Origin of the sequence: Oerskovia sp. Root918 (assembly GCF_001428945.1) — a bacterium.
Taxonomy (GTDB): domain Bacteria; phylum Actinomycetota; class Actinomycetes; order Actinomycetales; family Cellulomonadaceae; genus Oerskovia; species Oerskovia enterophila.
Genome location: NZ_LMJG01000004.1, coordinates 1 through 22925, shown reverse-complemented (window position 1 = coordinate 22925; position 22925 = coordinate 1). Strand labels below are relative to the sequence as shown.

General features: G+C 72.5%; 22 protein-coding genes and 1 pseudogene. 12 read left to right on the top strand and 11 right to left on the bottom strand.

Features of this window, described 5'->3' with window-relative positions:
- Positions 1-108 precede the first annotated feature (108 nt).
- From ASE27_RS06165 to purN, 4 genes are all read right to left on the bottom strand, one after another.
- Positions 109-597, bottom strand: coding sequence for an SRPBCC family protein (locus ASE27_RS06165; RefSeq protein ID WP_056647609.1), 489 nt, complete (start codon positions 595-597; stop codon positions 109-111).
- On the bottom strand, positions 594-974 hold the full coding sequence (locus ASE27_RS06160) for a helix-turn-helix transcriptional regulator (RefSeq protein WP_056647607.1): 381 nt from the start codon (positions 972-974) through the stop codon (positions 594-596). The genes ASE27_RS06165 and ASE27_RS06160 overlap by 4 nt, the downstream gene beginning before the upstream one ends.
- Before the next feature lie 78 nt (positions 975-1052).
- Positions 1053-1184: a hypothetical protein gene (locus ASE27_RS21065; RefSeq protein WP_255354699.1), complete on the bottom strand. Its 132-nt coding sequence runs from the start codon at positions 1182-1184 to the stop codon at positions 1053-1055.
- 71 nt (positions 1185-1255) lie between these two features.
- Positions 1256-1897, bottom strand: coding sequence for a phosphoribosylglycinamide formyltransferase (purN, locus tag ASE27_RS06155; protein ID WP_056647604.1), 642 nt, complete (start codon positions 1895-1897; stop codon positions 1256-1258).
- Between the two features lie 164 nt (positions 1898-2061).
- On the opposite strand from purN, the gene ASE27_RS06150 reads away from it, so the two are divergent.
- A complete protein-coding gene (locus ASE27_RS06150; protein WP_056647601.1) occupies positions 2062-2664 on the top strand; it encodes a hypothetical protein in 603 nt (200 codons plus the stop codon).
- Between the two features lie 42 nt (positions 2665-2706).
- Here ASE27_RS06150 and ASE27_RS06145 read toward each other — a convergent pair whose 3' ends face one another.
- The 4 genes from ASE27_RS06145 to pcrA form a co-directional block, all read right to left on the bottom strand.
- The gene (locus tag ASE27_RS06145) at positions 2707-3990 is read right to left on the bottom strand and encodes a DUF6350 family protein (RefSeq protein ID WP_157257408.1); all 1284 of its coding nucleotides are present in this window, start codon (positions 3988-3990) and stop codon (positions 2707-2709) included.
- A 150-nt stretch (positions 3991-4140) separates the two neighbouring features.
- Positions 4141-5037, bottom strand: coding sequence for a succinate--CoA ligase subunit alpha (gene sucD, locus ASE27_RS06140; RefSeq protein ID WP_056647591.1), 897 nt, complete (start codon positions 5035-5037; stop codon positions 4141-4143).
- Between the two features lie 30 nt (positions 5038-5067).
- Positions 5068-6240, bottom strand: coding sequence for an ADP-forming succinate--CoA ligase subunit beta (gene sucC / locus ASE27_RS06135; protein ID WP_056647588.1), 1173 nt, complete (start codon positions 6238-6240; stop codon positions 5068-5070).
- 277 nt (positions 6241-6517) lie between these two features.
- Complete coding sequence (gene pcrA / locus ASE27_RS06130) at positions 6518-9178, bottom strand: DNA helicase PcrA (protein ID WP_056647585.1); 2661 nt, start codon at positions 9176-9178, stop codon at positions 6518-6520.
- 186 nt (positions 9179-9364) lie between these two features.
- On the opposite strand from pcrA, the gene ASE27_RS06125 reads away from it, so the two are divergent.
- Both ASE27_RS06125 and ASE27_RS06120 read left to right on the top strand, forming a co-directional pair.
- Positions 9365-9748 carry a VOC family protein gene (locus ASE27_RS06125; protein WP_056647582.1) on the top strand — a complete coding sequence of 128 codons (384 nt, stop codon included), beginning with the start codon at positions 9365-9367 and terminating at the stop codon, positions 9746-9748.
- Positions 9749-9910: 162 nt separating this feature from the next.
- A complete protein-coding gene (locus ASE27_RS06120; protein WP_056647579.1) occupies positions 9911-10513 on the top strand; it encodes a GNAT family N-acetyltransferase in 603 nt (200 codons plus the stop codon).
- Positions 10514-10637: 124 nt separating this feature from the next.
- Here ASE27_RS06120 and ASE27_RS06115 read toward each other — a convergent pair whose 3' ends face one another.
- Entirely contained in the window at positions 10638-11120 is a 483-nt protein-coding gene (locus ASE27_RS06115) for a DUF456 domain-containing protein (protein WP_056647576.1), read from the bottom strand.
- An 89-nt stretch (positions 11121-11209) separates the two neighbouring features.
- On the bottom strand, positions 11210-11560 hold the full coding sequence (locus tag ASE27_RS06110; RefSeq protein WP_056647571.1) for a hypothetical protein: 351 nt from the start codon (positions 11558-11560) through the stop codon (positions 11210-11212).
- A 268-nt stretch (positions 11561-11828) separates the two neighbouring features.
- Between ASE27_RS06110 and erm the strand changes: the two genes are divergently transcribed.
- From erm to cobA, 9 genes are all read left to right on the top strand, one after another.
- Positions 11829-12650, top strand: a complete 822-nt coding sequence (gene erm / locus ASE27_RS06105; RefSeq protein ID WP_056647888.1) for a 23S ribosomal RNA methyltransferase Erm — start codon at positions 11829-11831, stop codon at positions 12648-12650.
- Positions 12651-13048: 398 nt separating this feature from the next.
- Positions 13049-14872, top strand: coding sequence for a nitrite/sulfite reductase (locus tag ASE27_RS06100; protein WP_157257406.1), 1824 nt, complete (start codon positions 13049-13051; stop codon positions 14870-14872).
- Positions 14869-15786 (top strand): phosphoadenylyl-sulfate reductase, encoded by a 918-nt coding sequence (locus tag ASE27_RS06095; RefSeq protein ID WP_082608610.1) that lies wholly within the window; start codon positions 14869-14871, stop codon positions 15784-15786. The genes ASE27_RS06100 and ASE27_RS06095 overlap by 4 nt, the downstream gene beginning before the upstream one ends.
- A complete protein-coding gene (gene cysD, locus ASE27_RS06090) occupies positions 15783-16823 on the top strand; it encodes a sulfate adenylyltransferase subunit CysD (RefSeq protein ID WP_082608609.1) in 1041 nt (346 codons plus the stop codon). The genes ASE27_RS06095 and cysD overlap by 4 nt, the downstream gene beginning before the upstream one ends.
- A 23-nt stretch (positions 16824-16846) precedes the next feature.
- Positions 16847-18223 (top strand): GTP-binding protein, encoded by a 1377-nt coding sequence (locus ASE27_RS06085; protein ID WP_082608645.1) that lies wholly within the window; start codon positions 16847-16849, stop codon positions 18221-18223.
- A 129-nt stretch (positions 18224-18352) separates the two neighbouring features.
- Positions 18353-19483 (top strand): ABC transporter substrate-binding protein, encoded by a 1131-nt coding sequence (locus ASE27_RS06080; RefSeq protein ID WP_056647568.1) that lies wholly within the window; start codon positions 18353-18355, stop codon positions 19481-19483.
- A gap of 4 nt (positions 19484-19487) precedes the next feature.
- Positions 19488-20303 (top strand): ABC transporter ATP-binding protein, encoded by an 816-nt coding sequence (locus ASE27_RS06075; RefSeq protein ID WP_082608608.1) that lies wholly within the window; start codon positions 19488-19490, stop codon positions 20301-20303.
- Positions 20293-21342 (top strand): ABC transporter permease, encoded by a 1050-nt coding sequence (locus tag ASE27_RS06070; protein WP_082608607.1) that lies wholly within the window; start codon positions 20293-20295, stop codon positions 21340-21342. Before ASE27_RS06075 ends, ASE27_RS06070 begins: the two co-directional genes overlap by 11 nt.
- A gap of 7 nt (positions 21343-21349) precedes the next feature.
- Positions 21350-22693: a uroporphyrinogen-III C-methyltransferase gene (cobA, locus tag ASE27_RS06065; protein ID WP_056647564.1), complete on the top strand. Its 1344-nt coding sequence runs from the start codon at positions 21350-21352 to the stop codon at positions 22691-22693.
- 119 nt (positions 22694-22812) lie between these two features.
- Here cobA and ASE27_RS06060 read toward each other — a convergent pair.
- A pseudogene (locus ASE27_RS06060) lies at positions 22813-22925 on the bottom strand (ferredoxin); the annotation flags it as partial.

Here is a 22925-nt window from a genome sequence, read left to right as displayed (position 1 = left end):
GGCGGTGGCCGACGACCGCCACATGTCAGGCACGGCCAGCGCCGGCGGCCCAGCGACCAGCGGGTCACCCCACAGTCTCGACGGACGGCGACCGGCGACCGCCGGGTCTCAGGCGACGGCGTCCGAGGCCAGCAGCTCGTCGAGGCGTTCGAAGCCCTCGCTCATGCCGTCGGCCATTCCCGAGCCGACCATGGCGTCGCGGGCCTCGACCGACTGGTGGACCGAGCGCGTGACGATCCTGGTCCCGCCGTTGGGAAGGTCCTCGAACGAGACGGTGTCGAGGCTCACGTGACCGGGTGCGCCCGCGAACTCGAACGTCTGGACGGCGCTCGTGTCCGGGACGACCGAGTGGAACGCGCCGAAGAACCCGTACTCCTCCTCGCCTGCGCGGTGCACGTAGGCCCACGAGCCGCCCGTCCGGGCGTCCCAGTGGTCGAGGACCATCTCGTAGCGGCGCGGACCGAGCCACTGCGTGACCAGGGCGGGGTCGGTGTAGGCCCGGAACACGAGGGGGCGCGGTGCGTCGACGTCGCGGACGATCTCGATGAAAGGCGTCCCCGGAGGGGCTGTGACGGTCGTGGGGTGCTTGCTGCTCATGACTGCTCCTTCGATGGGTCCGACGACGTCGCCTGGAGTCGCCCGAGGAGGGCGTCGAGCCGGCGGTACTGCCGCTCCGCGGTGAGCCGGTACTCGTCGATCCATGCCGTGAGCCGTTCGAGCGCGGCGGGGTCGAGGTGGCAGGGTCGTCGTTGGCCGTCCCGGGTACGGGTGATGAGACCCGCGGTCTCGAGGACCTGGATGTGCCGGGACACGGCCTGCTTCGTGATGGGGAAGGGTGCGGCGAGCTCGTTGACCGTGGCCGGTCCCCTGGACAGCGTGGCGACGATGCTCCGGCGGACCGGGTCGGCCAGCGCGAGGAACGCGCGGTCGAGGGCGGCGTCGGTGTCGTCGTGCGGGTCGTCCAGGAGGGTCATGTCGGCCTGCTCGTCGTGATCAACAGTTACGTTGATCAACGTACTCGTTGACCACGAGGCGAGTCAAGGGTCCGAGCTTCAGATCCGGTGGACCCGTTGGCGCACCGCCAGGACGCCGAGATCGCCGAGCACGTCCAGCGCCGTCGGGATCAGGGCACGCACCGCCCGGTGCAGCGGGCGCGCCCGGGCCCCGTCAGCCGAGCTCGGCACGACGAACTCTCGGCAGGCGCGCTCTTCAAACCCCCGGGTCGCTCACTAGCGGTGCAGACCCGTGGAGGCCCTCAGCCCAGCAGCGCCCGACGCCCCTCGACCCGCAAGCCCTCGCGCGCCGCGCGACCGACCGTCTCGACCAGCAGCGCCCGCTCGGCGACCTTGATGCGCTCGTGCAGCGTGGACTCGTCGTCGGTGTCCTCGACCGCCACGGTCGCCTGCGCGATGATCGGCCCCGTGTCCACACCGTTGTCGACCACGTGGACCGTGCAGCCCGTGACCTTGACGCCGTACGCGAGCGCGTCGCGCACGCCGTGCGCGCCGGGGAACGAGGGCAGCAGCGCGGGGTGCGTGTTGATGGTCCGGCCCGCGAACCGGTCCACGAACGCCGGGCTGAGGATGCGCATGAAGCCCGCGAGGACCACCAGGTCGGGCGAGAAGACCGCCACAGCCTCTGCGACGCCGTCGTTCCACGCGTCGCGGTCCGCGAAGTCACCCGGCGCGACCACGACCGACGCGACCCCCGCCTCGCGCGCCAGGTCGAGCGCCCCTGCACCCGGCTTGTCCGTGACGACGCCCACGACCCGCGCCCCGTAGGCGGGGTCCTCGTGCGCCGCGAGCAGCGCCGCGAGGTTGCTCCCCGCCCCTGAGACCAGGACGACGACGCGCGCCGCGCTCGTCGTGTCGATGGGCTGACCGGAAGGTGTGCGCACGGTGCTCCTCAAGGGCGTCTGCGGTGGGGGGAGAATGCGGGAGAATAGCCAGGCACCACCCTAGTCCGCGCCGGAGAGGCGCCGGTCTGCTCCGCGTCCTCCGGGCCCCGGGGACGAGCACCGGCCCCCTCCCGTGCCATCCGCGAAGCACCGAGGAGCTGCCCATGGGCAACCCGTACGCGCCCCCACGTCCCGGCGCCCAGAAGCCGACCGACGAGGCGCGACAGCCCACCCCTCCCCCGGTGCAGGGACCTCCCGGCGCCCCTCGGGGCCCGCAGCAGGGCCCGCCTCCCGGTCACGGCCGCACCGGCGGACCGTCGGGCCCCGGCGCTCCTCAGGGCCCCGGTGGGCCGGGCAAGCCCGACCCGCTCGCGCACGTCGACCCCGAGCAGCTGCGCGCCACGACGCGCCAGGTGCTGCACTTCGGGCTGCTCATGCTCGTCACCCTCGTCACGAGCTCGCTGGCCTTCCCCTGGCGGGTCGCGAGCCTGTTCTTCGCGGTCGTGACCATCGTGTTCGGCGTGCGCGCGCTGCGTGCGGTCTGGCGTGCCCGGCTCGGCGGGGCGCTGCTGCCCGCGGTCGCCGTCGGCCTGGGCCTGACGGTGACCATGTCGCTGTCGATGATCGGCGGCCTCGCGATGTGGGACATCGAGATGGACAACCAGGCCTGCCTCGACGGCGCGATCACGGTCGCGGCGCAGCAGGAGTGCGCAGTCCAGTACGAGCAGGCGCGCGAGCAGTGGACCAAGGACCAGCTCGGCCGGTAGGCCGTACCCGGTAGACGCCTCGACGCCGCGCCCCGGGCGACCTCAGTCGCCGGGGTGCGCCCCGTCGTCGGGCTCCTCGTCGTGGCGGTGGCGCACCCGCTCGGTCACGGCCGCCTTGCCCCAGACCAGGGCGAGCGCCGCTCCCCCGGCGATCTCCGCCGCGACGAGCCCACCGGAGAGCAGGGGCGGCGCCCCCACGTGCGCCATGCGTCCGGGCCCGACGGCACCACCCGCCGCGACCTGCAGCGTCACCACGAGCAGTCCCGAGGCCAGGGCGACACCCAGGACTGCGAGCCCCAGGTCGGTCCAGCGGGCGTCGAGCCCTCCGCACCGGCGCCACACGAACGCCCCGGCGACCAGACCCATGACCACCACGAGCACCGGGGAGAACGAGGCGAGGACCGTCGTCCACTCGGCTCCCGGCAGCGCCCCCAGGAGCGGGATCGCGGGCAGCGCGCCGGGGTCGGAGGCTGCGGTCGTGAAGCTGCTGCCGTCACCGACCACGAAGCCGGGACCGGCGAGCCACGAGCTCACCCACAGCACCAGGTTCGGCACGACCGTGAGCTGGGCGACGGCGAGGATCAGGCCGCCCACCGCACCGGGGGCGAGCCCCGTGATGATGTCGGCTGCGGTCGCACGCCCGGCCACGACCCAGACGCCCAGCACGACGCTCGAGAGCCCCACGAGCAGGGCGACGCCCAGCAGGCCCGCGCGCGCGCCCAGCCGGACGACCGGCGGGACGTAGGGGTCCAGGACCGCGGTCAGCTCGCCGACCCGGGGCGCGTCGGGGCGCGCGAGGATCCCGGCTCCCAGCCCGAGGGCGGCGACGACCGCACCACCCAGCGGGGCGAACAGGACGTCCCAGCCCGGCGCCGAACCGGACAGCAGCGCGATCCCCAGGGTCATGAGCGCGTACACGCCCACGCCCACGGCCCACGCGGACCAGGCGGTGTGCGCCGAGCGCCGCGCCGAGGCGTAGCACGTGAAGAGCGCCAGGGCCGTGAGCCCCAGCGGGACGAGCGTCACCGTCGTCCCCGCAGCGGCCAGCGAGACCCCGTGCGCGAGCAGCCACAGCCCGGCCGCGACCGACACCGACTGCCCCCAGCCCGTGCCGTCGTCGGCCGGACCTGCCGAGGACGCGAGGAACGCCGCGACGGCCGGCAGGATCACGACGGCGAGCGAGAGCGCGAGCGCCTGGAGCGCTGCGACGAGACCGGAGACCCAGCGCCGAGGGGCCTCGAGCGGGCGCCGTGGGCCCCCGACGGGCTCCTCGAGCGTGCGGGGCGTCCCGCGCCGGGCTGCGGCGGACTGGGTCGGCGTGGTCATGGTCTCCATCGTCGTCGATCGGTCGGGCGTCGTGGGGCACGTCGTGCGGCGCGCCCGAGACCCGCCCAGGAGCGGGGTCCTCAGGGTACGCCGACGGCGCCCGGCCTCAAGGCCGGACGCCGTCGGATGGTGCTGCTCAGGCGTGCGAGGTCAGGAGAGGATCTCGCGCATGAGAGCGGCGGTCTCGGACGGCGTCTTGCCGACCTTGACGCCCGCGGCCTCGAGGGCCTCCTTCTTGGCCTGCGCGGTGCCCGACGAGCCCGAGACGATGGCGCCTGCGTGGCCCATCGTCTTGCCCTCGGGTGCAGTGAAGCCCGCGACGTAGCCGACGACCGGCTTGGTCACGTGCGCCTGGATGTACGCCGCGGCACGCTCCTCGGCGTCGCCACCGATCTCGCCGATCATGACGATCGCCTCGGTGTCGGGGTCCGCCTCGAACGCCGCGAGGGCGTCGATGTGCGTGGTGCCGATGATGGGGTCGCCGCCGATGCCGATCGCGGTCGAGAACCCGAAGTCACGCAGCTCGTACATCATCTGGTAGGTCAGCGTGCCGGACTTCGAGACGAGCCCGATCTTGCCGGGGCCCGTGATGTCGGCCGGGATGATCCCGACGTTCGACTTCCCGGGGCTGATGATGCCCGGGCAGTTGGGGCCGATGAGGCGGACGCCCTTGGCCTCGGCCAGGGTGAAGAACTCCGCGGAGTCCGCGACCGGGACGCCCTCGGTGATGATGACGGTCAGCGGCATGCCGGCCTCGATGGACTCGACGACCGCCGACCTGGTGAACGCCGGGGGCACGAAGATCACGGAGACGTCGGCGCCCGTGGCGGCGATCGCCTCGGCGACGGACCCGAAGACGGGGACGTCGACAGTGCCCTCGTCGCCCCCGCCCTTCGGGAAGCTGACCGAGGTGCCGGCCTTGCGCGGGTTCACGCCACCCACGATGTTGGTGCCGGAGGCCAGCATGCGCGTCGTGTGCTTCTGGCCCTCCGAACCCGTCATGCCCTGGACGATGACCTTGGAGTCCTCGTTGATGAAGATTGCCATGTCTGTCTGTTTTCTCTCTCGGGTCTCGGGTCAGGAAGCGGCGTTGGCCAGCTCGGCAGCCTTGTCGGCGCCGCCGTCCATCGTCTCGGCCAGGGTGACGAGCGGGTGGTTCGCCTCCGCGAGGATCGCGCGCCCCTCCTCGACGTTGTTGCCGTCCAGGCGGACGACGAGCGGCTTGTTCGCCTCGTCACCGAGGATCGCGAGCGCCTGGACGATGCCGTTGGCGACCTCGTCGCACGCCGTGATGCCGCCGAAGACGTTCACGAACACGCTCTTGACCTGCTCGTCGTTGAGGATGACGTCCAGGCCCGCGGCCATGACGGCCGCGGACGCGCCGCCGCCGATGTCGAGGAAGTTGGCGGGCTTGACGCCGCCGTGCTGCTCACCCGCGTAGGCGACGACGTCGAGCGTGCTCATGACGAGCCCCGCACCGTTGCCGATGATGCCGACCTGGCCGTCGAGCTTGACGTAGTTGAGGTCGTTCTCCTTGGCCTTGGCCTCGAGAGGATCGGCCGCGTCCTTGTCCTCGAGCGCCTCGTGGTCGGCGTGGCGGAAGCCCGCGTTCTCGTCGAGGGTCACCTTGCCGTCGAGAGCGACGATCGAGCCGTCCTCGGTGCGGACCAGGGGGTTGACCTCGACCAGGGTCGCGTCCTCCTCCTTGTAGACGGTCCACAGCTTCTGGATGACGTCGGCGACCTGCGCCTTGATGTCGTCGGCGAACCCGGCGGCGGCGACGATCTCGTCGGCCTTGGCCTGGTCGATGCCGACGGTCGGGTCCACCGCGACCTTGGCGAGCGCCTCGGGGCGCTCGACCGCGAGGACCTCGATCTCCATGCCGCCCTCGACGCTCGCCATGGCGAGGTACGAGCGGTTGGCCCGGTCGAGGAGCACCGAGAAGTAGAACTCCTCGGCGATCTTCGCGCCCTCCGCGATCATGACGCGGTGGACCGTGTGGCCCTTGATGTCCATGCCGAGGATCTCGGACGCCTTCTCGGCCGTCTCCTCGGGCGAGTGGGCAAGCTTGACGCCGCCCGCCTTGCCGCGACCGCCGACCTTGACCTGGGCCTTGACGACCACGGTCCCGCCACCGAGCTTCTCAGCGCCCTCGCGAGCCTCTTCGGGGGTCGTGGCAACCACGCCGCCCAGCACGGGAACCCCGTGCTTCTCGAAGATGTCGCGCGCCTGGTATTCGAACAGGTCCACCCTGTGTCGTCCTTCCATCTGACTGCCTGACCGGCCTACCGATGTCTCGACATCGAGACATCCCATCACAGGGTAGCCCGGCGACACGCGGGGACCTAGACGAGGCAGTCCGAACCGCGACCGTGGCGCTGTCTCCTTGGCCACACCTCGGGCGTCCCGGGGCAGCGCGCGACGCACCCGGGAGGAGGCCATTCGTGCCGGGCGCAGGTGATGCCCGACGACGTCGCTCACCCCGGGAGGTGAGCCGCGCCGTCGGGCAGTGAGGCGGGCGGGCGCCCTACAGCTTGGTGACGGGCGAGAACCGCAGCAGGAGCCGCTTGGTGCCGTCCGCGCCGAAGTCGATCTTGGCGACCGCGTTGGTGCCCGCGCCCTCGACAGCGACGACCGTGCCGAGCCCGTAGGCGTCGTGCGTGACCTTGTCGCCGATCGCGAGCGAGGGGATGTCCCCCTCCTTGCGCGGCGTCGCCGAGCCGAACTTGGGGCCGTCCGGGTTGGGCGTGACCGAGCGGGTGCGCACCGCGCCGTTGCGCGAGCCCGAGCCTCCGGAGCCGTAGCCGGTGCCGGTGCCTGAGCCGCCGCGCGAACCGCCCGACGACGAGCCCCACCCGCCCGTGTACCCGCCGGGCCCGCGCAGGGTCGCCATGGACGACTCCCTGCGGCGCCAGTCCCACAGGTCCTCGGGGATCTCGTCCAGGAAGCGGCTGGGCGGGAACTCGTTGGCCATGCCCCACGCCGAGCGCACCGCGGAGCGCGAGATGTAGAGCCGCTCCCGGGCGCGCGTGATGCCCACGTACGCGAGCCGGCGCTCCTCGGCGAGCTCGCTGTCGTCATGCAGCGAGCGCATGTGCGGGAACGTGCCGTCCTCCATGCCGCTGAGGAACACGACGGGGAACTCGAGGCCCTTGGCCGTGTGGAGCGTCATGAGGGTCACGACGCCGGGGTCCACGACGGGCTTGCCCTCGTGCCCCTCGTCGTCGCTCGACGGGATCTGGTCCGAGTCCGCGACGAGCGAGACCCGCTCCAGGAAGTCCGTGAGGTCGCCCTCGGGCTCGAGCTCGGTGAACTCGCTGGCCACCGCGTGCAGCTCGGCGAGGTTCTCGACGCGCGAACCGTCCTGCGGGTCCTCGCTCGCACGGAGCTCGGCGAGGTAGCCCGAGCGGTCGAGGACCGCACCGAGGATCTCCGCGGGCGTCGCGCCCGTCGCGTACAGGTCGAGGAGCCCGTGGAACAGCTCGCGGAAGGTGCGCAGCGGGTTGAGGGTCCGGGTCGTCATGCCCGGGATCTCCTCGGCGCGGTCGAGCGACGCGGCGAACGAGATGCGCTCGCGCTCGGCGAACGCCGCGACGAGCGCCTCTGCGCGGTCGCCGAGCCCGCGCTTGGGCACGTTGAGGATGCGCCGCAGGTTCACGTCGTCGTCGGGGTTCGCGATGGCGCGCAGGTAGGCGATCGCGTCCTTGATCTCACGCCGCTCGTAGAAGCGCGTGCCACCGACGACCTTGTACGGCAGGCCGACGCGGATGAGCACCTCCTCGAGCGCACGGGACTGGGCGTTGGTCCGGTAGAAGATCGCGACGTCGCCCGGGCGCACGCCGTCCGAGTCGCCGAGGCGGTCGATCTCCTCGGCGATGAACCGCGCTTCCTCGTGCTCGTTGTCCGCGACGTAGCCGATGATCTTGACGCCCGCCCCCGCGTCGGTCCACAGGCGCTTGGGCTTGCGGTCGATGTTGCGCGAGATCACGGCGTTCGCTGCCGAGAGGATGTTCTGCGTCGAGCGGTAGTTCTGCTCGAGCAGGATGGTGCGTGCGTTCGGGTAGTCGGCCTCGAACTCGAGGATGTTGCGGATGGTCGCACCGCGGAACGCGTAGATCGACTGGTCGGCGTCACCGACGACCGTGAGCTCCCCGGGGGGGACGGTGCCCGGCGCCCACGTGCCCTCGCCGTCCTCCGGCGCGGGGGCCGAGGCCCCTGCGAGCTCGCGCACCAGCACGTACTGCGCGTGGTTGGTGTCCTGGTACTCGTCGACCAGCACGTGCCGGAACCGGCGGCGGTAGTGCTCCGCGACCGCGGGGAACGCCTGGAGGAGGTTGACCGTGGTCATGATGATGTCGTCGAAGTCGAGCGCGTGGGCCTGCGCGAGGCGGGCCTGGTATCGCGTGTAGACGTCGGACAGGACCTGGTCGAACGCGTTGGCGGGGGCGTGATCACCGGGAGCGCCGTCGGCAGCCGACGCGCCGCTCTCCCGCGCGTAGCGCTCGGGGTCGATCAGCTCGTTCTTGAGGTCCGAGATCTTGTTGGACAGCGTCCGCGCGGGGTACTTCTTCACGTCCAGGTTGAGCTCGCGGCTGACCAGCGTGATGAGTCGCTGGGAGTCCGCCGCGTCATAGATGGAGAAGCTCGACTTGAGCCCGAGCGCCGAGGCCTCCTTGCGCAGGATCCGCACGCACGCCGAGTGGAACGTCGAGACCCACATGTACTTGGCCGCCGGGCCGATGAGCGACTCGACGCGCTCGCGCATCTCCGCCGCAGCCTTGTTGGTGAAGGTGATCGCGAGGATCTCGCCCGGCCGGGCACGCCCCGTCGCGAGCAGGTAGGCGATGCGGTGCGTGAGCACGCGCGTCTTGCCCGAGCCGGCCCCCGCGACGATGAGCAGAGGGCTGCCCGAGTGCACGACGGCCTCGCGCTGCTCCGGGTTGAGCCCGTCGAGGAGCGACTCCGGGTCGATGTGCGAGAACCCGCCCGAGCGGTGCCCGTCCTCGTCGTGCGCCCCGGCGCCGCCCGCCCCCGACGAGCCGCGCGCGGGGCGCTTGCCCGCGCGGGCGGAACCTCCGCCGTCGGGCGCCTCGTCCCACCGCGGCGCGGTGGACGGCAGGCGCGACGAGTCCCCGAGGGACGCGAGGTCGAATCCGGGCAGCGGCAGGTTCTCGAAGAGCGATGTCATAGCCCTCCAAGGGTAGGCGCGGGCACCGACACTTCCGGCATCGAGGTCCGTGCCGCCACCGGCACCAGGTCTCGCGCGTCCGCCTCCACCCGACGCCGCGGGCCCACGACCGATGACTTCGCGGCGGCCACGCGGTCCTACCGACGACGCCCTCGCCCGAAGGCGTACCGCAGCGAGGGAGGAATCATGACGACGACCCACTTCACAGGACTGCACACGGTCGCGGTCCCGGTCGACGACCAGGACGCCGCGCTCGCGTTCTACCGCGACACCCTGGGCTTCGAGGTCCGCATGGACGGCGACCTGCAGGAGGGCTTCCGCTGGATCGAGGTCGCCCCGCCGGGCGCAGCGGTCTCGGTCGCGCTCGTCGCGGCCGGCCCGGACCAGACCGCTGGCGTCGACACGGGTATCCGCCTCGCGACCTCGGACGCCGCGGCCGACCACGCGACGCTCGGCGCCCGCGGCGTGCGCGTCGAGGAGCTGCTGCGCTGGGACGGCGTGCCGCCGATGTTCTCGATGCGCGACCTCGACGGCAACGTGCTCTACGTGACGGAGATCTCGGCGGGCTGAGAGGGCGGGCGGTCACCCGGCCCGGCGAGACGGCTCGGGCGCAAGATCGGGGCGGTTGCAGCGCTGAGGGCGACCGTGGACACTTCTCGGCACGCGACCACCCGCCGACCACGATCAGGTCCTCCGGACCAGCCGGGCCCCGCGCCCGATAGTGTCCGAGGCGTGAACGCCTTCACCGAACCAGTGACCCTGACCGGCCCCCTCGTGCGCCTCGTCCCGCTGCGCCCGGACCACCACGACGCGCTGGTCGAGGCCGTGCGCGACGGCGAGCTGTGGAACCGCTGGTACACCTCGGTCCCGACCCCCGAGGAGATGGCGGTGTACATCCAGGACAAGGTCGCGGCCCGCGAGGCGGGGACGGCGAACCCCTGGGTCGTGGTCCGCAACGCCGACGACCAGGTGCTGGGCGTCACGACGTTCCTCGGGATCGACCCGCTCAACCGCCGGGTCGAGATCGGCGCGACGTGGCAGCGGGCGGGCGCCCAGGGCACGGGCGCGAACCCCGCCGCCAAGCTCCTGCTGCTCGCGCACGCGTTCGACGACCTCGACGCGATCGCGGTCGAGTTCCGCACGCACTTCCACAACCGGGAGTCCCGCTCCGCGATCGAGCGCCTGGGTGGCAAGCTCGACGGCGTGCTGCGCAGCCACCAGATCGGGTACGACGGCACGCTGCGGGACACGGCCGTCTACTCCGTCACGGCCGCCGAGTGGCCGACCGTGCGTGTGGGCCTGGAGTACCGGCTGCGGGCGCGGCTCGAGGCCTGAGCCTCTGGGGGCCTACGCGAACCTGCCGAGGAGTTGCCGAGGGACTGCCGAGAACGACGTTGCGGTCGTCCTGCCGCTCATTGCGACGGCAACCTCGTGCTCGGCACCGCGAGGCCTCCGGGTTTCACGTCAGCGCGAGCCCCACACCCCACGCCGCCGTCGCGAGCAGTCCGCCCAGGAGCTGGACCACGATCGTGATGCCGGTCGCCTGGAGCGCGGCGACCGTGGCCCGCCAGGCCGCCCGGCGGTCACGACGGCGCAGCAGCTCGGCGACGAACACCGCGAGCACGAACCCGATGAACAGCCCGACCACGGGGATCACGAAGAAGCCGACGACGCCCAGGAGCCCGCCCCAGGCGAGCGTCGACCAGGGCACGTCCGCCCGGCGCATGTGCCGTCCCGCGAGCAGGAGCTGCCCGCCCTCGGCCGCCACGATGAACGTGGCAGCGACCGCGAAGCACACCCAGGCCGTGGTGCCGCCCGTCATGATCGCCCAGACGAGGATCGCACCGCCCACGAGGGTGTTCCCCGGCAGCACCTGCACGACGATCCCGGCCAGCCCGACCAGGATCACCAGCCCGACGACGATCTCTCCAGCGATGCTCACGGGGCCAACCTTCGCACGACGAAGGCCCCCGGCGGTCGATCCGCCGGAGGCCTGGTCCCGTGCCGGCGCGCCGTGCGCGCCGCAACCCGTCAGACGAAGACGGCCACGATGATGTTGACGAGCGTGAGGCCGCCGATCGAGTGCTTGAGCGCGGGCGAGATCTTGTCACCCTGACGCACGCCGACGAACGCGAGGACGGCGATGATCACGGCGATGACCAGCTTGATGCCGATCTTGACCATGCTCGGCCCGCCGTCGTCCCACATGCCGCTCATCTCGGCCACGCCGACCATGAGGATGCCCGCGACGGCAGCCGTCGCAGCACCGTGGAAGACGCCCTTGTTGAGCGCCGCGGACTTGAGCGACACGAAGTAGCCGCCGAGGACGATGGCCCAGCCGACGAAGTGCAGGACCGCGAACACGTTGTAGACGATTTCCATGGCTCCATCCTAGTTTGCTGACGCGACTGTCGGAAAAATCTCCGCGTGTCGCCGCACGCCATGACGCGCCCCCAAAAAACCCTGGCAGCTCAGCGCGGGACCGCCGTACGGTCGCCCTATGTCAGCCTCCGGCGCGTCCTGCGCGTTCTACGCCCGCCTTCGCCGCTCCTAGCGGCGGGCCCTCTCCTCTCGGCTCCGCCGCCCCGGTCCCTGCCGGAGCGGTCACCTCGTGCTGCCCGGCGCCCTCCACGCCCTGCGGAGCCCCACGTTGCGCCACCTTGAGCACCTCCCGTCCGACGGCCGGCACGAGAACGGCCAGAACTTCCTCACCGACCCCCGCGTCCCGCGGCAGATGGTCGACCTCGTCGCCCGGACCTCGGGCCCGATCCTCGAGATCGGCGCGGGGGACGGAGCGATCACCGTCCCGCTCGCGCGCCTCGGCCGCCCGGTCGTCGCGGTCGAGATCGACGAGCGCCAGGTGCGACGCCTGCGTCGTCGGCTGCCACGGACGGTCGAGGTCCGGCACGCCGACTACCTCCGGTCCCCCCATCCTGCCGAGCCCCACGTGGTGGTCGGCAACGTCCCGTTCCACCTGACGACCGCGATCCTGCGCAGGCTCCTCGACGAGCCCGCCTGGTCCCGGGCCGTGCTGCTCGTGCAGTGGGAGGTGGCCCGACGACGCGCAGGCGTCGGCGGTGCGACCATGCTGACCGCGCAGTGGTGGCCCTGGTACTCGTTCGACCTGTGCGCCCGCGTCCCGGCGCGAGCGTTCCGCCCGGCACCGTCGACCGACGGGGGCCTGCTGAGCATCTCCCGCCGCAGGTCCCTGCCCGCGAGCGAGCGCGTCGCCTACCAGCGGTTCGTGGCCGAGGTCTTCACGGGCCGAGGGAGGGGCCTGTGCGACGTCCTGCGGCGACGCGGTCTGCTGGACGACGCGGTGCGCGCCTGGCTCGCCTCGCACCGGGCCGCGACCGCCCTCCCCCGAGACCTCACCGCCGATCAGTGGGTCACGCTCTGGCGTGCCGTCCGGGGTCCGGACGCCGCGCGCGGCGACCACGGCGGCATCCGCGGCGGCGTCCGTGCGCGATAGGCGGTCCGGCCTCGCCGGGCCGCCGCCGACCACCTGACGCGCGCACCGAGCAGGGCCGTCGGCACCCCGGCCCTGCTCGGCCCCGGGGGGCCGAAGTCTGAGACACCCATCCACCATGCGGACAGGGGCTACCCATACGGTCGCGGCCTCTGTAGCGTTCCCGCCATGACCACGGCAGCGCACCTCCTCCTCGTGACGGCACGTCACGAGTCGACGGCGTGCGCCCGCAACAGCTTCTGCTGTTGTTGTTGACCCGCGCCTGACTCAGCCCGAGCCGTCCTCGCCGACCGCTCGCCATCTTTCTGAGCCGAGGGCGCGCGTGGTCGGCCCTCAGCCACTCCCCTCGTCGCGCTGAGACCTCTGGCCCCGTGTGCCCATGTCCCCCCATGAGGAGCACGATGACGCCGCCGCACACCACCACCGAGGCGACACCCGTCGCCGACCGGTCGGCTGGCAGCAGCCGGGCCACCCCGGCGGACGCCCCCGCCGGCACGGCCGCTGGAACCACCGCGCAGACGCCCGACGGCGCCGCTCCCCCCGCGCGTCCGGCCCGCCCCGCACGCGTGGCCCGGCCCAACGGCCAGTGGGCCGTCGACGGCAAGGAGCCGCTCAACGGCAACGAGAAGTGGAAGCAGGAGGACGGCGGGCTCTCGGTGCGGCAACGCATCGAGGAGGTCTACTCGCGCGAGGGCTTCGACTCGATCTCGGGGGACGACCTGCACGGCCGTTTCCGCTGGTGGGGCCTCTACACGCAGCGCAAGCCCGGGATCGACGGCGGGCGCACGGCCCAGCTCGAGCCCCACGAGCTCGAGGACAAGTACTTCATGCTCCGCGTGCGCATCGACGGCGGCGCGGTCAGCACTGAGCAGCTCCGGGTCATCGCGGACATCTCGCGGGACTTCGGTCGCGACAGCGCCGACATCACCGACCGCCAGAACATCCAGCTCCACTGGGTCGAGGTCGAGAACGTCCCGGAGATCTGGCGCCGGCTCGAGTCCGTGGGGCTGCAGACGACCGAGGCCTGCGGCGACGTGCCGCGCGTCGTGCTCGGCAGCCCCGTGGCCGGGATCGCAGCCGACGAGCTGATCGACCCTGCCCGCGTCATCAAGGAGATCACCGACAAGTACATCGGCGTCCCCGAGCTCGCGAACCTTCCCCGCAAGTTCAAGACCGCCGTCACGGGCCACCCGTCCCAGGACGTGGTCCACGAGATCAACGACGTCGGGTTCGTCGCGCTCGAGCACCCCGAGCTGGGCGTCGGGTTCGACCTGTGGGTCGGCGGAGGCCTGTCCGCGAACCCCCGCCTGGGCGAGCGCCTCGGCGCGTTCGTGACCGAGGAGCAGGTCGCCGACGTGTGGCACGGAGTGGTCCAGATCTTCCGCGACTACGGGTACCGCCGGCTGCGCAACAAGGCGCGCCTGAAGTTCCTGCTCGCGGACTGGGGGCCCGCGAAGTTCCGTGAGGTCCTCGAGACCGAGTACCTGGGCTACGCGCTCCCGGACGGCCCGCCCGCCCCGCAGCCCACCCAGCCGGGCGACCACGTCGGCGTGCACAAGCAGAAGGACGGCCTCAACTACGTCGGCGCGGCCCCGTACGTGGGTCGGGTCTCGGGCAGCATCCTCGCGGCCGTCGCGGACCTCGCCGAGTCGGCCGGATCGCAGCGCGTGCGGTTCACTCCCCACCAGAAGCTGCTCGTGCTCGACGTCCCCGACGAGCACCTCGAGCGCGTCGTCTCGGGGCTCAAGGAGCAGGGCCTCGACGCCAACCCGAGCCCCTTCCGCCGCAGCACCATCGCGTGCACGGGCATCGAGTACTGCAAGCTCGCGATCGTCGAGACCAAGGCCTCGGCGAGCCGCGCGATCGACGACCTCGAGAAGCGCCTGGGCGACCTCTCCGCGATGAAGCCGCTCTCGCTGCACATCAACGGCTGCCCCAACTCGTGCGCCCGCATCCAGACCGCGGACATCGGTCTCAAGGGTCAGCTCGTGCTGGACGACGAGGGCAACCAGGTCCCCGGCTTCCAGGTGCACCTCGGTGGCGGGCTCGCCTCCGACGACCGCGCCGAGGCGGGCATGGGCCGCACGGTCCGTGGCCTCAAGGTCACCAACGACGACCTGCCCGAGTACGTCGAGCGTGTCGTGCGTCAGTTCGAGAAGGAGAAGGACGGCACCGAGACCTTCGCCCAGTGGGCGCACCGTGCGGACGAGGAGTCGCTGCGATGAGCGGGACGACCACGACCCCGAGCGGCGCCCTCAACGCGACGGGTGCGACGCCGTCGGGCATCCCGGTCGCCACGGGCAACGACCCGCTCGCCGCGCTGCGTGCCGCCGCCAAGGCGCGCACCGAGGCGCGCGCGGCGTCCAAGGCCGCGCACGCGGCCCGCCGGGCACAGGACGCCCGCCCCAAGCGGTCCGCCGACGAACTCCGCGCGATCGTCGAGCGCGGCCAGGCCGAGCTCCACGGGCGCGGCACGCCCGGCGTCGTCGACAGCGACCACCCCGAGGCGACCGCCGAGCAGGTCGTCGCGTGGGCCGTGCGCGAATTCGGCGACTCGATCGCCGTCGCGTGCTCCATGGCCGACGCGGTCCTGCCGCACGTCGTCGCGCAGCAGGCACCCTGGGTCGACGTCCTGTTCCTCGAGACCGGCTACCACTTCCCCGAGACCACGGGGACGCGCGACGCCGTCGAGCAGCAGATGGAGGTCACGATCGTCGACGTCCTGCCCCAGCTCACCGTGGCCGAGCAGGACGAGGCGCACGGCAAGGACCTCTGGTCGCGCGACCCCGCCGCGTGCTGCGCGATGCGCAAGGTCGAGCCGCTGACCCGCACGCTCGGCGGGTACGAGGTCTGGGTCACGGGCGTGCGCCGCGACGAGGCACCGACCCGCACGAGCACCCCGCTCGTGACCTGGGACGAGAAGAACGGGCTGGTCAAGATCAACCCGCTCGCCGCGTGGTCGTTCGACGACCTGCTCGGCTACGCGGCCGACCACCAGGTGGTCCTCAACCCGCTTCTCAACGACGGGTACCCCTCGATCGGCTGCGCGCCCTGCACGCGGCGGGTCGCCCCCGGCGAGGACCCGCGCGCGGGCCGCTGGTCGGGGCTCGACAAGACCGAGTGCGGGCTCCACGTATGAGCGCGCCCACCGCGACCACGGCGGCGTCCCTGCCGACCGCACCGACCACCGCGACCGCACCCCCCACGCACACCGACGAGAAGAGCGACGCCGTGACCGCCCCAGTGGCTTCCCCAGCGGATACCGCCCAGACGTACCGCCTGACCCAGCTCGAGTCCCTCGAGTCCGAGGCCATCCACATCATCCGCGAGGTCGTCGCGGAGTTCGAGCGCCCCGTGCTGCTCTTCAGCGGCGGCAAGGACTCGGTCGTCATGCTGCACCTGGCGACCAAGGCGTTCTGGCCCGCCCCCGTGCCGTTCCCGCTGCTGCACGTCGACACGGGCCACAACTTCCCCGAGGTGCTCGCGTACCGCGACGCGACGGTCGCCCGCCTCGGCGCCCGTCTCGAGGTCGCGAGCGTCCAGGACTACCTCGACGACGGCCGCCTGCTCGAACGTGCCGACGGCACACGCAACCCGCTCCAGACCCAGCCCCTGCTCGACGCCATCACGGGGCACAAGTTCGACGCCGTGTTCGGTGGCGGCCGCCGCGACGAGGAGAAGGCGCGCGCCAAGGAGCGCGTCATCTCGCTGCGCGACGAGTTCGGGCAGTGGGACCCGCGCAACCAGCGTCCCGAGCTGTGGAACCTGTACAACGGCCGCCACCGCCCGGGCGAGCACGTCCGCGCGTTCCCCCTGAGCAACTGGACCGAGCTCGACATCTGGCGCTACATCGCCGCCGAGAAGATCGACCTGCCCAGCCTGTACTACGCGCACGAGCGAGAGGTCTTCGAGCGCGACGGCATGCTGCTCGCCGTCGGGCCGTACTCCCAGCCGCGCACCGACGCCGAGGCCGCGAACGTCCGCACCGAGACCGTGCGCTACCGGACCGTGGGCGACATGTCGTGCACGGGCGCGGTCGAGTCCGACTCCTACACGGTCGACGACGTCATCACCGAGGTCGCTGCGACCCGCATCACCGAGCGCGGCGCGACGCGCGCCGACGACCGGATCTCCGAAGCCGCCATGGAAGACCGCAAGAAGGAGGGGTACTTCTAGTGAGCGCCGCCACCACGCACCCGCTGCCCGCCGAGGGCGCCTTGCCCGCCGAGACCACGGACGAGTCCCCCGTGCTCCCCACGAGCACGCTGCTGCGCCTCGCGACCGCCGGATCCGTCGACGACGGGAAGTCGACGCTCGTCGGCCGCCTGCTGTTCGACTCCAAGTCCGTGCTCGCGGACCAGCTCGACGCCGTCGAACGCGTCTCGCGCGACCGCGGCCTCGCGACGGCCGACCTCGCGCTGCTCACCGACGGCCTGCGCGCCGAGCGCGAGCAGGGCATCACGATCGACGTCGCCTACCGCTACTTCGCGACCGCCAAGCGCTCGTTCATCCTGGCCGACTGCCCCGGGCACGTGCAGTACACGCGCAACACCGTCACGGGCGCCTCGACGGCCGACGTCGTCGTGCTGCTCATCGACGCCCGCAAGGGCCTGCTCGAGCAGACGCGCCGCCACCTCGCGGTCGCGAGCCTCCTGCGCGTCCCGCACGTGATCGTGGCCGTCAACAAGATCGACCTCGTCGACTACAGCCAGGAGCGCTACGAGGAGCTCGCCGACCAGATCCGCGAGGCCGCGGCCTCGCTCGGCGTCGCCCACATCCTCACGCTGCCCGTCTCGGCGCTCGAGGGCGTCAACGTGGTCGACCGCTCGGGCGGCCCCGAGGGCAAGACCCCCTGGTACGACGGACCGAGCCTGCTCGACCTGCTCGAGGAGCTCCCCCCGGCCGAGACCCCGGACACCGAGGCGTTCCGGTTCCCCGTCCAGGTCGTCCTGCGCCCCCAGGGCGCGGCGCTCGAGGAGCGGTTCCGCGACTACCGCGGGTACGCCGGTCAGATCGCCTCGGGCGTCGTCCGCGTGGGCGACGAGATCGTGGTGCTGCCCAGCGGGAAGAGGAGCACGGTCGAGGGCATCGACACGGCCGACGGCACGCTCGCCGAGGCCTTCGCCCCCCAGTCGGTCACGATCCGCCTCGCGGACGAGATCGATATCGCCCGCGGTGACCTCATCGCGGCCGCGGCCGACGCCCCGCAGGTCACGCAGGACGTCGAGGGCACCGTCGCGTGGCTCAGCGACAAGACGCTGCGCCCCGGCACCCGCGTCCTGCTCAAGCACACGACCCGCACCGTGCAGGCCGTGGTGCGCGACGTCGTCGGGCGCCTGAACCTCGACACGGCTGAGCTCGAGCCCGCCGAGGCGCTCGACCTCAACGACATCGGGCGCGTCACGCTGCGCCTGGCCTCCCCCGTCGCGGCCGAGGAGTACATCACCTCGCGTCGCACCGGTGCCTTCCTCCTGATCGACGGTCAGGACGGCGGCACCCTCGCAGCAGGAATGGTCGGAGACGCTCTGGCGGCCGTGCGATGTCCTTCGCAGCGTCCCGTGCAGTACGCGATCTGAGGTCCCCCGACCACCGCAGGTCGGGGCCCGGACCCCCGGGCCCTCGGATCGCGTACTGCATGGATCGGCGCTGCCGGGACACGACACGTCCACCGCCAGGCAACCACCGACCATCCCGAAGGAAACTCCATGAACACGTCGTCCCGCCCGACCCGCCTCACCCGAGCCGGCACGTCACGACACCGCTTCGCCCGCACCCGCTCCGCGGTCGCGGCGCTCGCCGTCGCGCCCCTGCTCCTGCTCGCCGCCTGCTCGACGGGCACGTCCGACGCCGCCGACAGCCCCGCCGCGTCCTCCGGCCCGGCCGAAGAGCTGCGCCTCGGCTACTTCGCGAACGTCACCCACGCCCCCGCACTCGTCGGGGTCGCGGGCGGCCAGTTCGAGGAGGCGCTGGGCGACACCAAGCTGACGACCCAGGTCTTCAACGCCGGGCCCGCCGCGATCGAGGCCCTCAACGCCGGGGCCATCGACGCCACGTTCATCGGCCCCAACCCCGCGATCAACAACTTCGTGAAGTCGAACGGCGAGGCCGTGCGCATCATCGCGGGCTCCACGTCGGGCGGCGCGCAGCTCGTCGTGCGCGACGGGATCGACACGGCCGCCGACCTCAAGGGCACCAAGATCGCCTCGCCCCAGCTCGGCGGGACCCAGGACGTCGCGCTGCGCGCCTGGCTCACCGAGAACGGCCTGGAGAACGACATCCAGGGCGGCGGGGACGTCGCGGTCACCCCGACCGAGAACGCCCAGACCCTCACGCTGTTCCAGAACGGCGAGCTCGACGGCGGCTGGCTGCCCGAGCCCTGGGCCTCGCGCCTCGTGCTCGACGCCGGTGCGCACGTCCTGGTCGACGAGAAGGACCTGTGGGACGACGGCCAGTTCCTCACCACGCACCTGATCGTCCGCACCGACTTCCTCGAGGAGCACCCCGAGACGGTCGAGGCGCTCCTGCGCGGCGAGGTCGCGGCGATCGACTGGCTCGACGCCAACCCCGACGAGGCCAAGACGCTCGTCAACGGCGAGATCGAGAAGATCGCCGGCAAGCCCCTGTCGGACGCCGTCCTGGACCGCGCCTTCACCAACATCACCTTCACGACGGACCCGCTCGCGGGCACGCTCAACACCTTGCTCGAGGACGGCGTGACCGCCGGGACCACCACCGAGGCGGACCTGAACGGCATCTACGACCTGAGCCTCCTCAACAAGGTGCTGACGGAGGCCGGTCAGCCGACCGTCTCTGCCGCCGGTCTCGGCAAGGAGTAGCACCATGACCACCACGTCCCCCGCCCGCACGGGCTCCCCGGCCGGCACCCCTCTCGACGAGGGCGCCGGCCCCACGACCGGCGTCCGCCTGCGCGGCGTGTCCAAGCGGTTCTCCTCGGCGGGCGCCCCGGTGCTCGAGGGGATCGACCTGGACATCGCGCAGGGCGAGTTCGTCTGCCTGCTCGGAGCCTCGGGCTGCGGCAAGTCGACGCTGCTCAACATCGTCGCGGGTCTGGAGCGCCCGACCACGGGGGACGTGGAGGTCGCCGGGGGCGGCGCGGCCCTGATGTTCCAGGAGTCCGCGCTGTTCCCCTGGCTCACCGCGAGCCGGAACATCGAGCTCGCGCTGAAGTTCCGCGGCGTCCCGCGCGCGGAGCGCCGAGAGCGGGCCGCCGAGCTGCTCTCGCTCGTCCGGCTCGACGGCTCGGGCGACAAGCGCGTCCACGAGCTCTCGGGCGGCATGCGCCAGCGCGTCGCGCTCGCCCGCTCGCTCGCCCAGGAACGGGACGTCCTGCTCATGGACGAGCCCTTCGCCGCGCTCGACGCGATCACGCGCGACCTGCTCCACGACGAGCTCGAGCGCGTCTGGGAGCAGACCGGGCGCACCATCGTCTTCATCACGCACAACGTCCGTGAGGCCGTACGGCTCGGGCAGCGCGTGCTGCTCATGTCGTCACGCCCCGGACGCATCGTGCGCGAGTGGGACGTCGACGTGTACGGCGCGAACGAGCAACGCAGCATCGAGGCCGCCGCCGCGTCGCGCCTCGCGACCGAGATCACCAACGACCTCCGTGAGGAGATCCGCCGCCATGCCGTCTGAGACCCTGACCCCGCGCGACGAGGCCCGCTCCGGCGCCGGCCCGGCCGAGAGTCCCACCACCCGGCCCCAGGACGAGGTGAGCACGCCCCGCGAGGCGAGCGCCGCCGTCGGGCACGCCAAGGACGTGGGCGACATCGAGGCGGGGCTCGACGCCCTCCAGACGAGCGTCGCGCCCACCGCGAGCCGGTGGTCCACGGTCTTCCAGGCCGTGTACCCGCCCGTGCTCGCGATCGCGATCCTGCTCGCGGTCTGGCAGCTCCTCGTGTGGCTCGAGGTCCAGCCCATCTACAACCTGCCCGGCCCCACCCAGGTCTGGGAGGCCGTGACCCGGGCCGCCGCGAGCGGCACGCTGTGGCAGGCCCTCGGGACGAGCCTCTCGCGCGGCGTCCTGGGCTTCCTCGCGGCCGTCGCGATCGGTACCCCGCTGGGCATCGTCGTGGCGCGCGTGCGCTGGGTGCGCGTGTCGTTCGGGCCCATCATCACGGGCCTGCAGGTGCTGCCGTCGGTCGCCTGGGTGCCCGCGGGCATCATCTGGTTCGGGCTGTCGGACGCCACGGTCTACTTCGTGATCCTCATGGGCGCGGTGCCCTCGATCATCAACGGGATCGTGTCGGGCGTGGACCAGGTGCCGCCGCTGTACCGGCGCGTGGGCCAGGTCCTGGGCGCGGGCCGCTTCCAGATGATCAAGGACGTGATCCTGCCCGCGGCGTTCCCCGGCTACCTCGCGGGCCTCAAGCAGGGCTGGGCGTTCTCGTGGCGCTCGCTCATGGCCGCGGAGATCATCGCGGTCGGCGGGGGGATCGGGTTCGGCCTGGGCGCGTTCCTCCAGCAGGGGCGCGAGCTGTCCGACATGGCGCTCGTCTTCACCGCGATCCTGCTGATCCTCGTGGTCGGCATGGTCATCGAGCTGCTGTTCTTCGCTCCGGTCGAGAAGACCATGCTGCGTCGCCGCGGCCTGGCTCCCGAGACCTCCGCGAGCAAGGGCTCGGGGTGGCTGCTGCGCCGGCGTGAGCCGGCTTCGGCCGCTCTCGGGCGATGATGGGCGCATGAACACTGAGCTCTACCCTCTCGGTCTGCGGATCGCGGGCCGTCCGGTCGTCGTCGTGGGCGGTGGGCCCGTGGCCGCGAGGCGCGCGCGGTCCCTCGTGGGTGCGGGCGCGCACGTGCGCGTCGTGGCCCCCGAGGTCTGCGAGGACCTGGCGGCGCTGGTCGCCTTCCCCGGGCCTGACGGCGCGGCTCGCCTGCCCGACGGCGCGCGTCCCCTCGACGGGTCCGGCGCGCCCGGGCCCGTGGTCGGGTGGGACGCGCGTGCGTTCCGCCCGGGCGACCTCGAGGGCGCGTGGCTCGTGCACACCGCGACGGGATCGCCCGAGGTCGACGCGCAGGTCGCGGCCGAGGCCGAGGCGCTGCGCATCTTCTGCGTGAACGCGGGCGACGCCGAGGCCGGGACCGCCTGGGTGCCCGCGGTCGCACGTGTCACTGTGGGCGGCTCAGCAGCCGGTGCGTCGGCCGCGGCAGACGCACCGGTCACCGACAGCACCGAGATCACCGTGGCCGTCAACGCGGGGCGCGACCCGCGACGGGCGCAGCGCATCCGTGACGCGATCGACGCCCTGCTCGCGACGGGCGAGCTCCCCCTGCGTCAGGTCCGCCCGAGCGCGGGCGGCGTCGGGACGGTCGCCCTGGTCGGCGGCGGCCCCGGCGACACCGGGCTCATCACGGCGCGCGGGCGGCGGCTGCTCGCGCAGGCCGACGTCGTGGTCACCGACCGGCTGGGCCCGCGTGCCCTGCTCGACGAGCTCGGGGACGACGTCGTGATCGTCGACGTCGGCAAGACGCCGGGGTTCCACCCGGTCCCGCAGGACGAGATCAACGCGCTGCTGGTCGAGCACGCGCTCGCCGGGCGCCGCGTCGTACGACTCAAGGGCGGCGACCCGTACGTGTTCGGGCGCGGGGGCGAGGAGCTCATCGCGTGCGAGGAGCACGGCATCCCCGTCGAGGTCGTGCCGGGCGTCACGAGCGCGGTCTCGGTGCCCGCTGCGGTCGGGATCCCGGTCACGCACCGCGGCTGGTCGCGCGGGTTCACGGTGCTGACCGGGCACGAGGACATCGGCAAGGTCCCGGCGGCGGCCGACCACACCGTGATCCTCCTCATGGGTGTCTCGCGGCTGCGCGACTCGGCCGCGGCCCTCGTAGCCTCCGGGCGGTCACCGCGGACGCCGGTCGCCGTGGTCGAGGACGGCTACGGCCCGCGCCAGCGCTCGACCGTCGGCACGCTCGAGACCATCGCCGACGTCGCCGCGGCCGCCGGGGTCCGCGCCCCGGCCGTGACCGTGATCGGGGACGTGGTCCGCGTCAGCCCCGCTTGGCGGGCGGCCGGGCTGGACTGAGGCCCGCGGTCGGCCGGGGACCCGCTCGAGCAGGCTGAGCCGTCCGGAGAACGCGAGAACGTCGAGGGGCCCGTCATCCACAGGATGACGGGCCCCTCGGGGTTCGGGAGTGGCTGCGCTCAGGCCTGAGGGGCCAGGGCAGCGATCATCGGGTCGTCCTTCTCGATCATGCCCATCTTCGCCGCACCACCCGGCGACCCCAGGTCATCGAAGAACTCCACGTTCGCCCGGT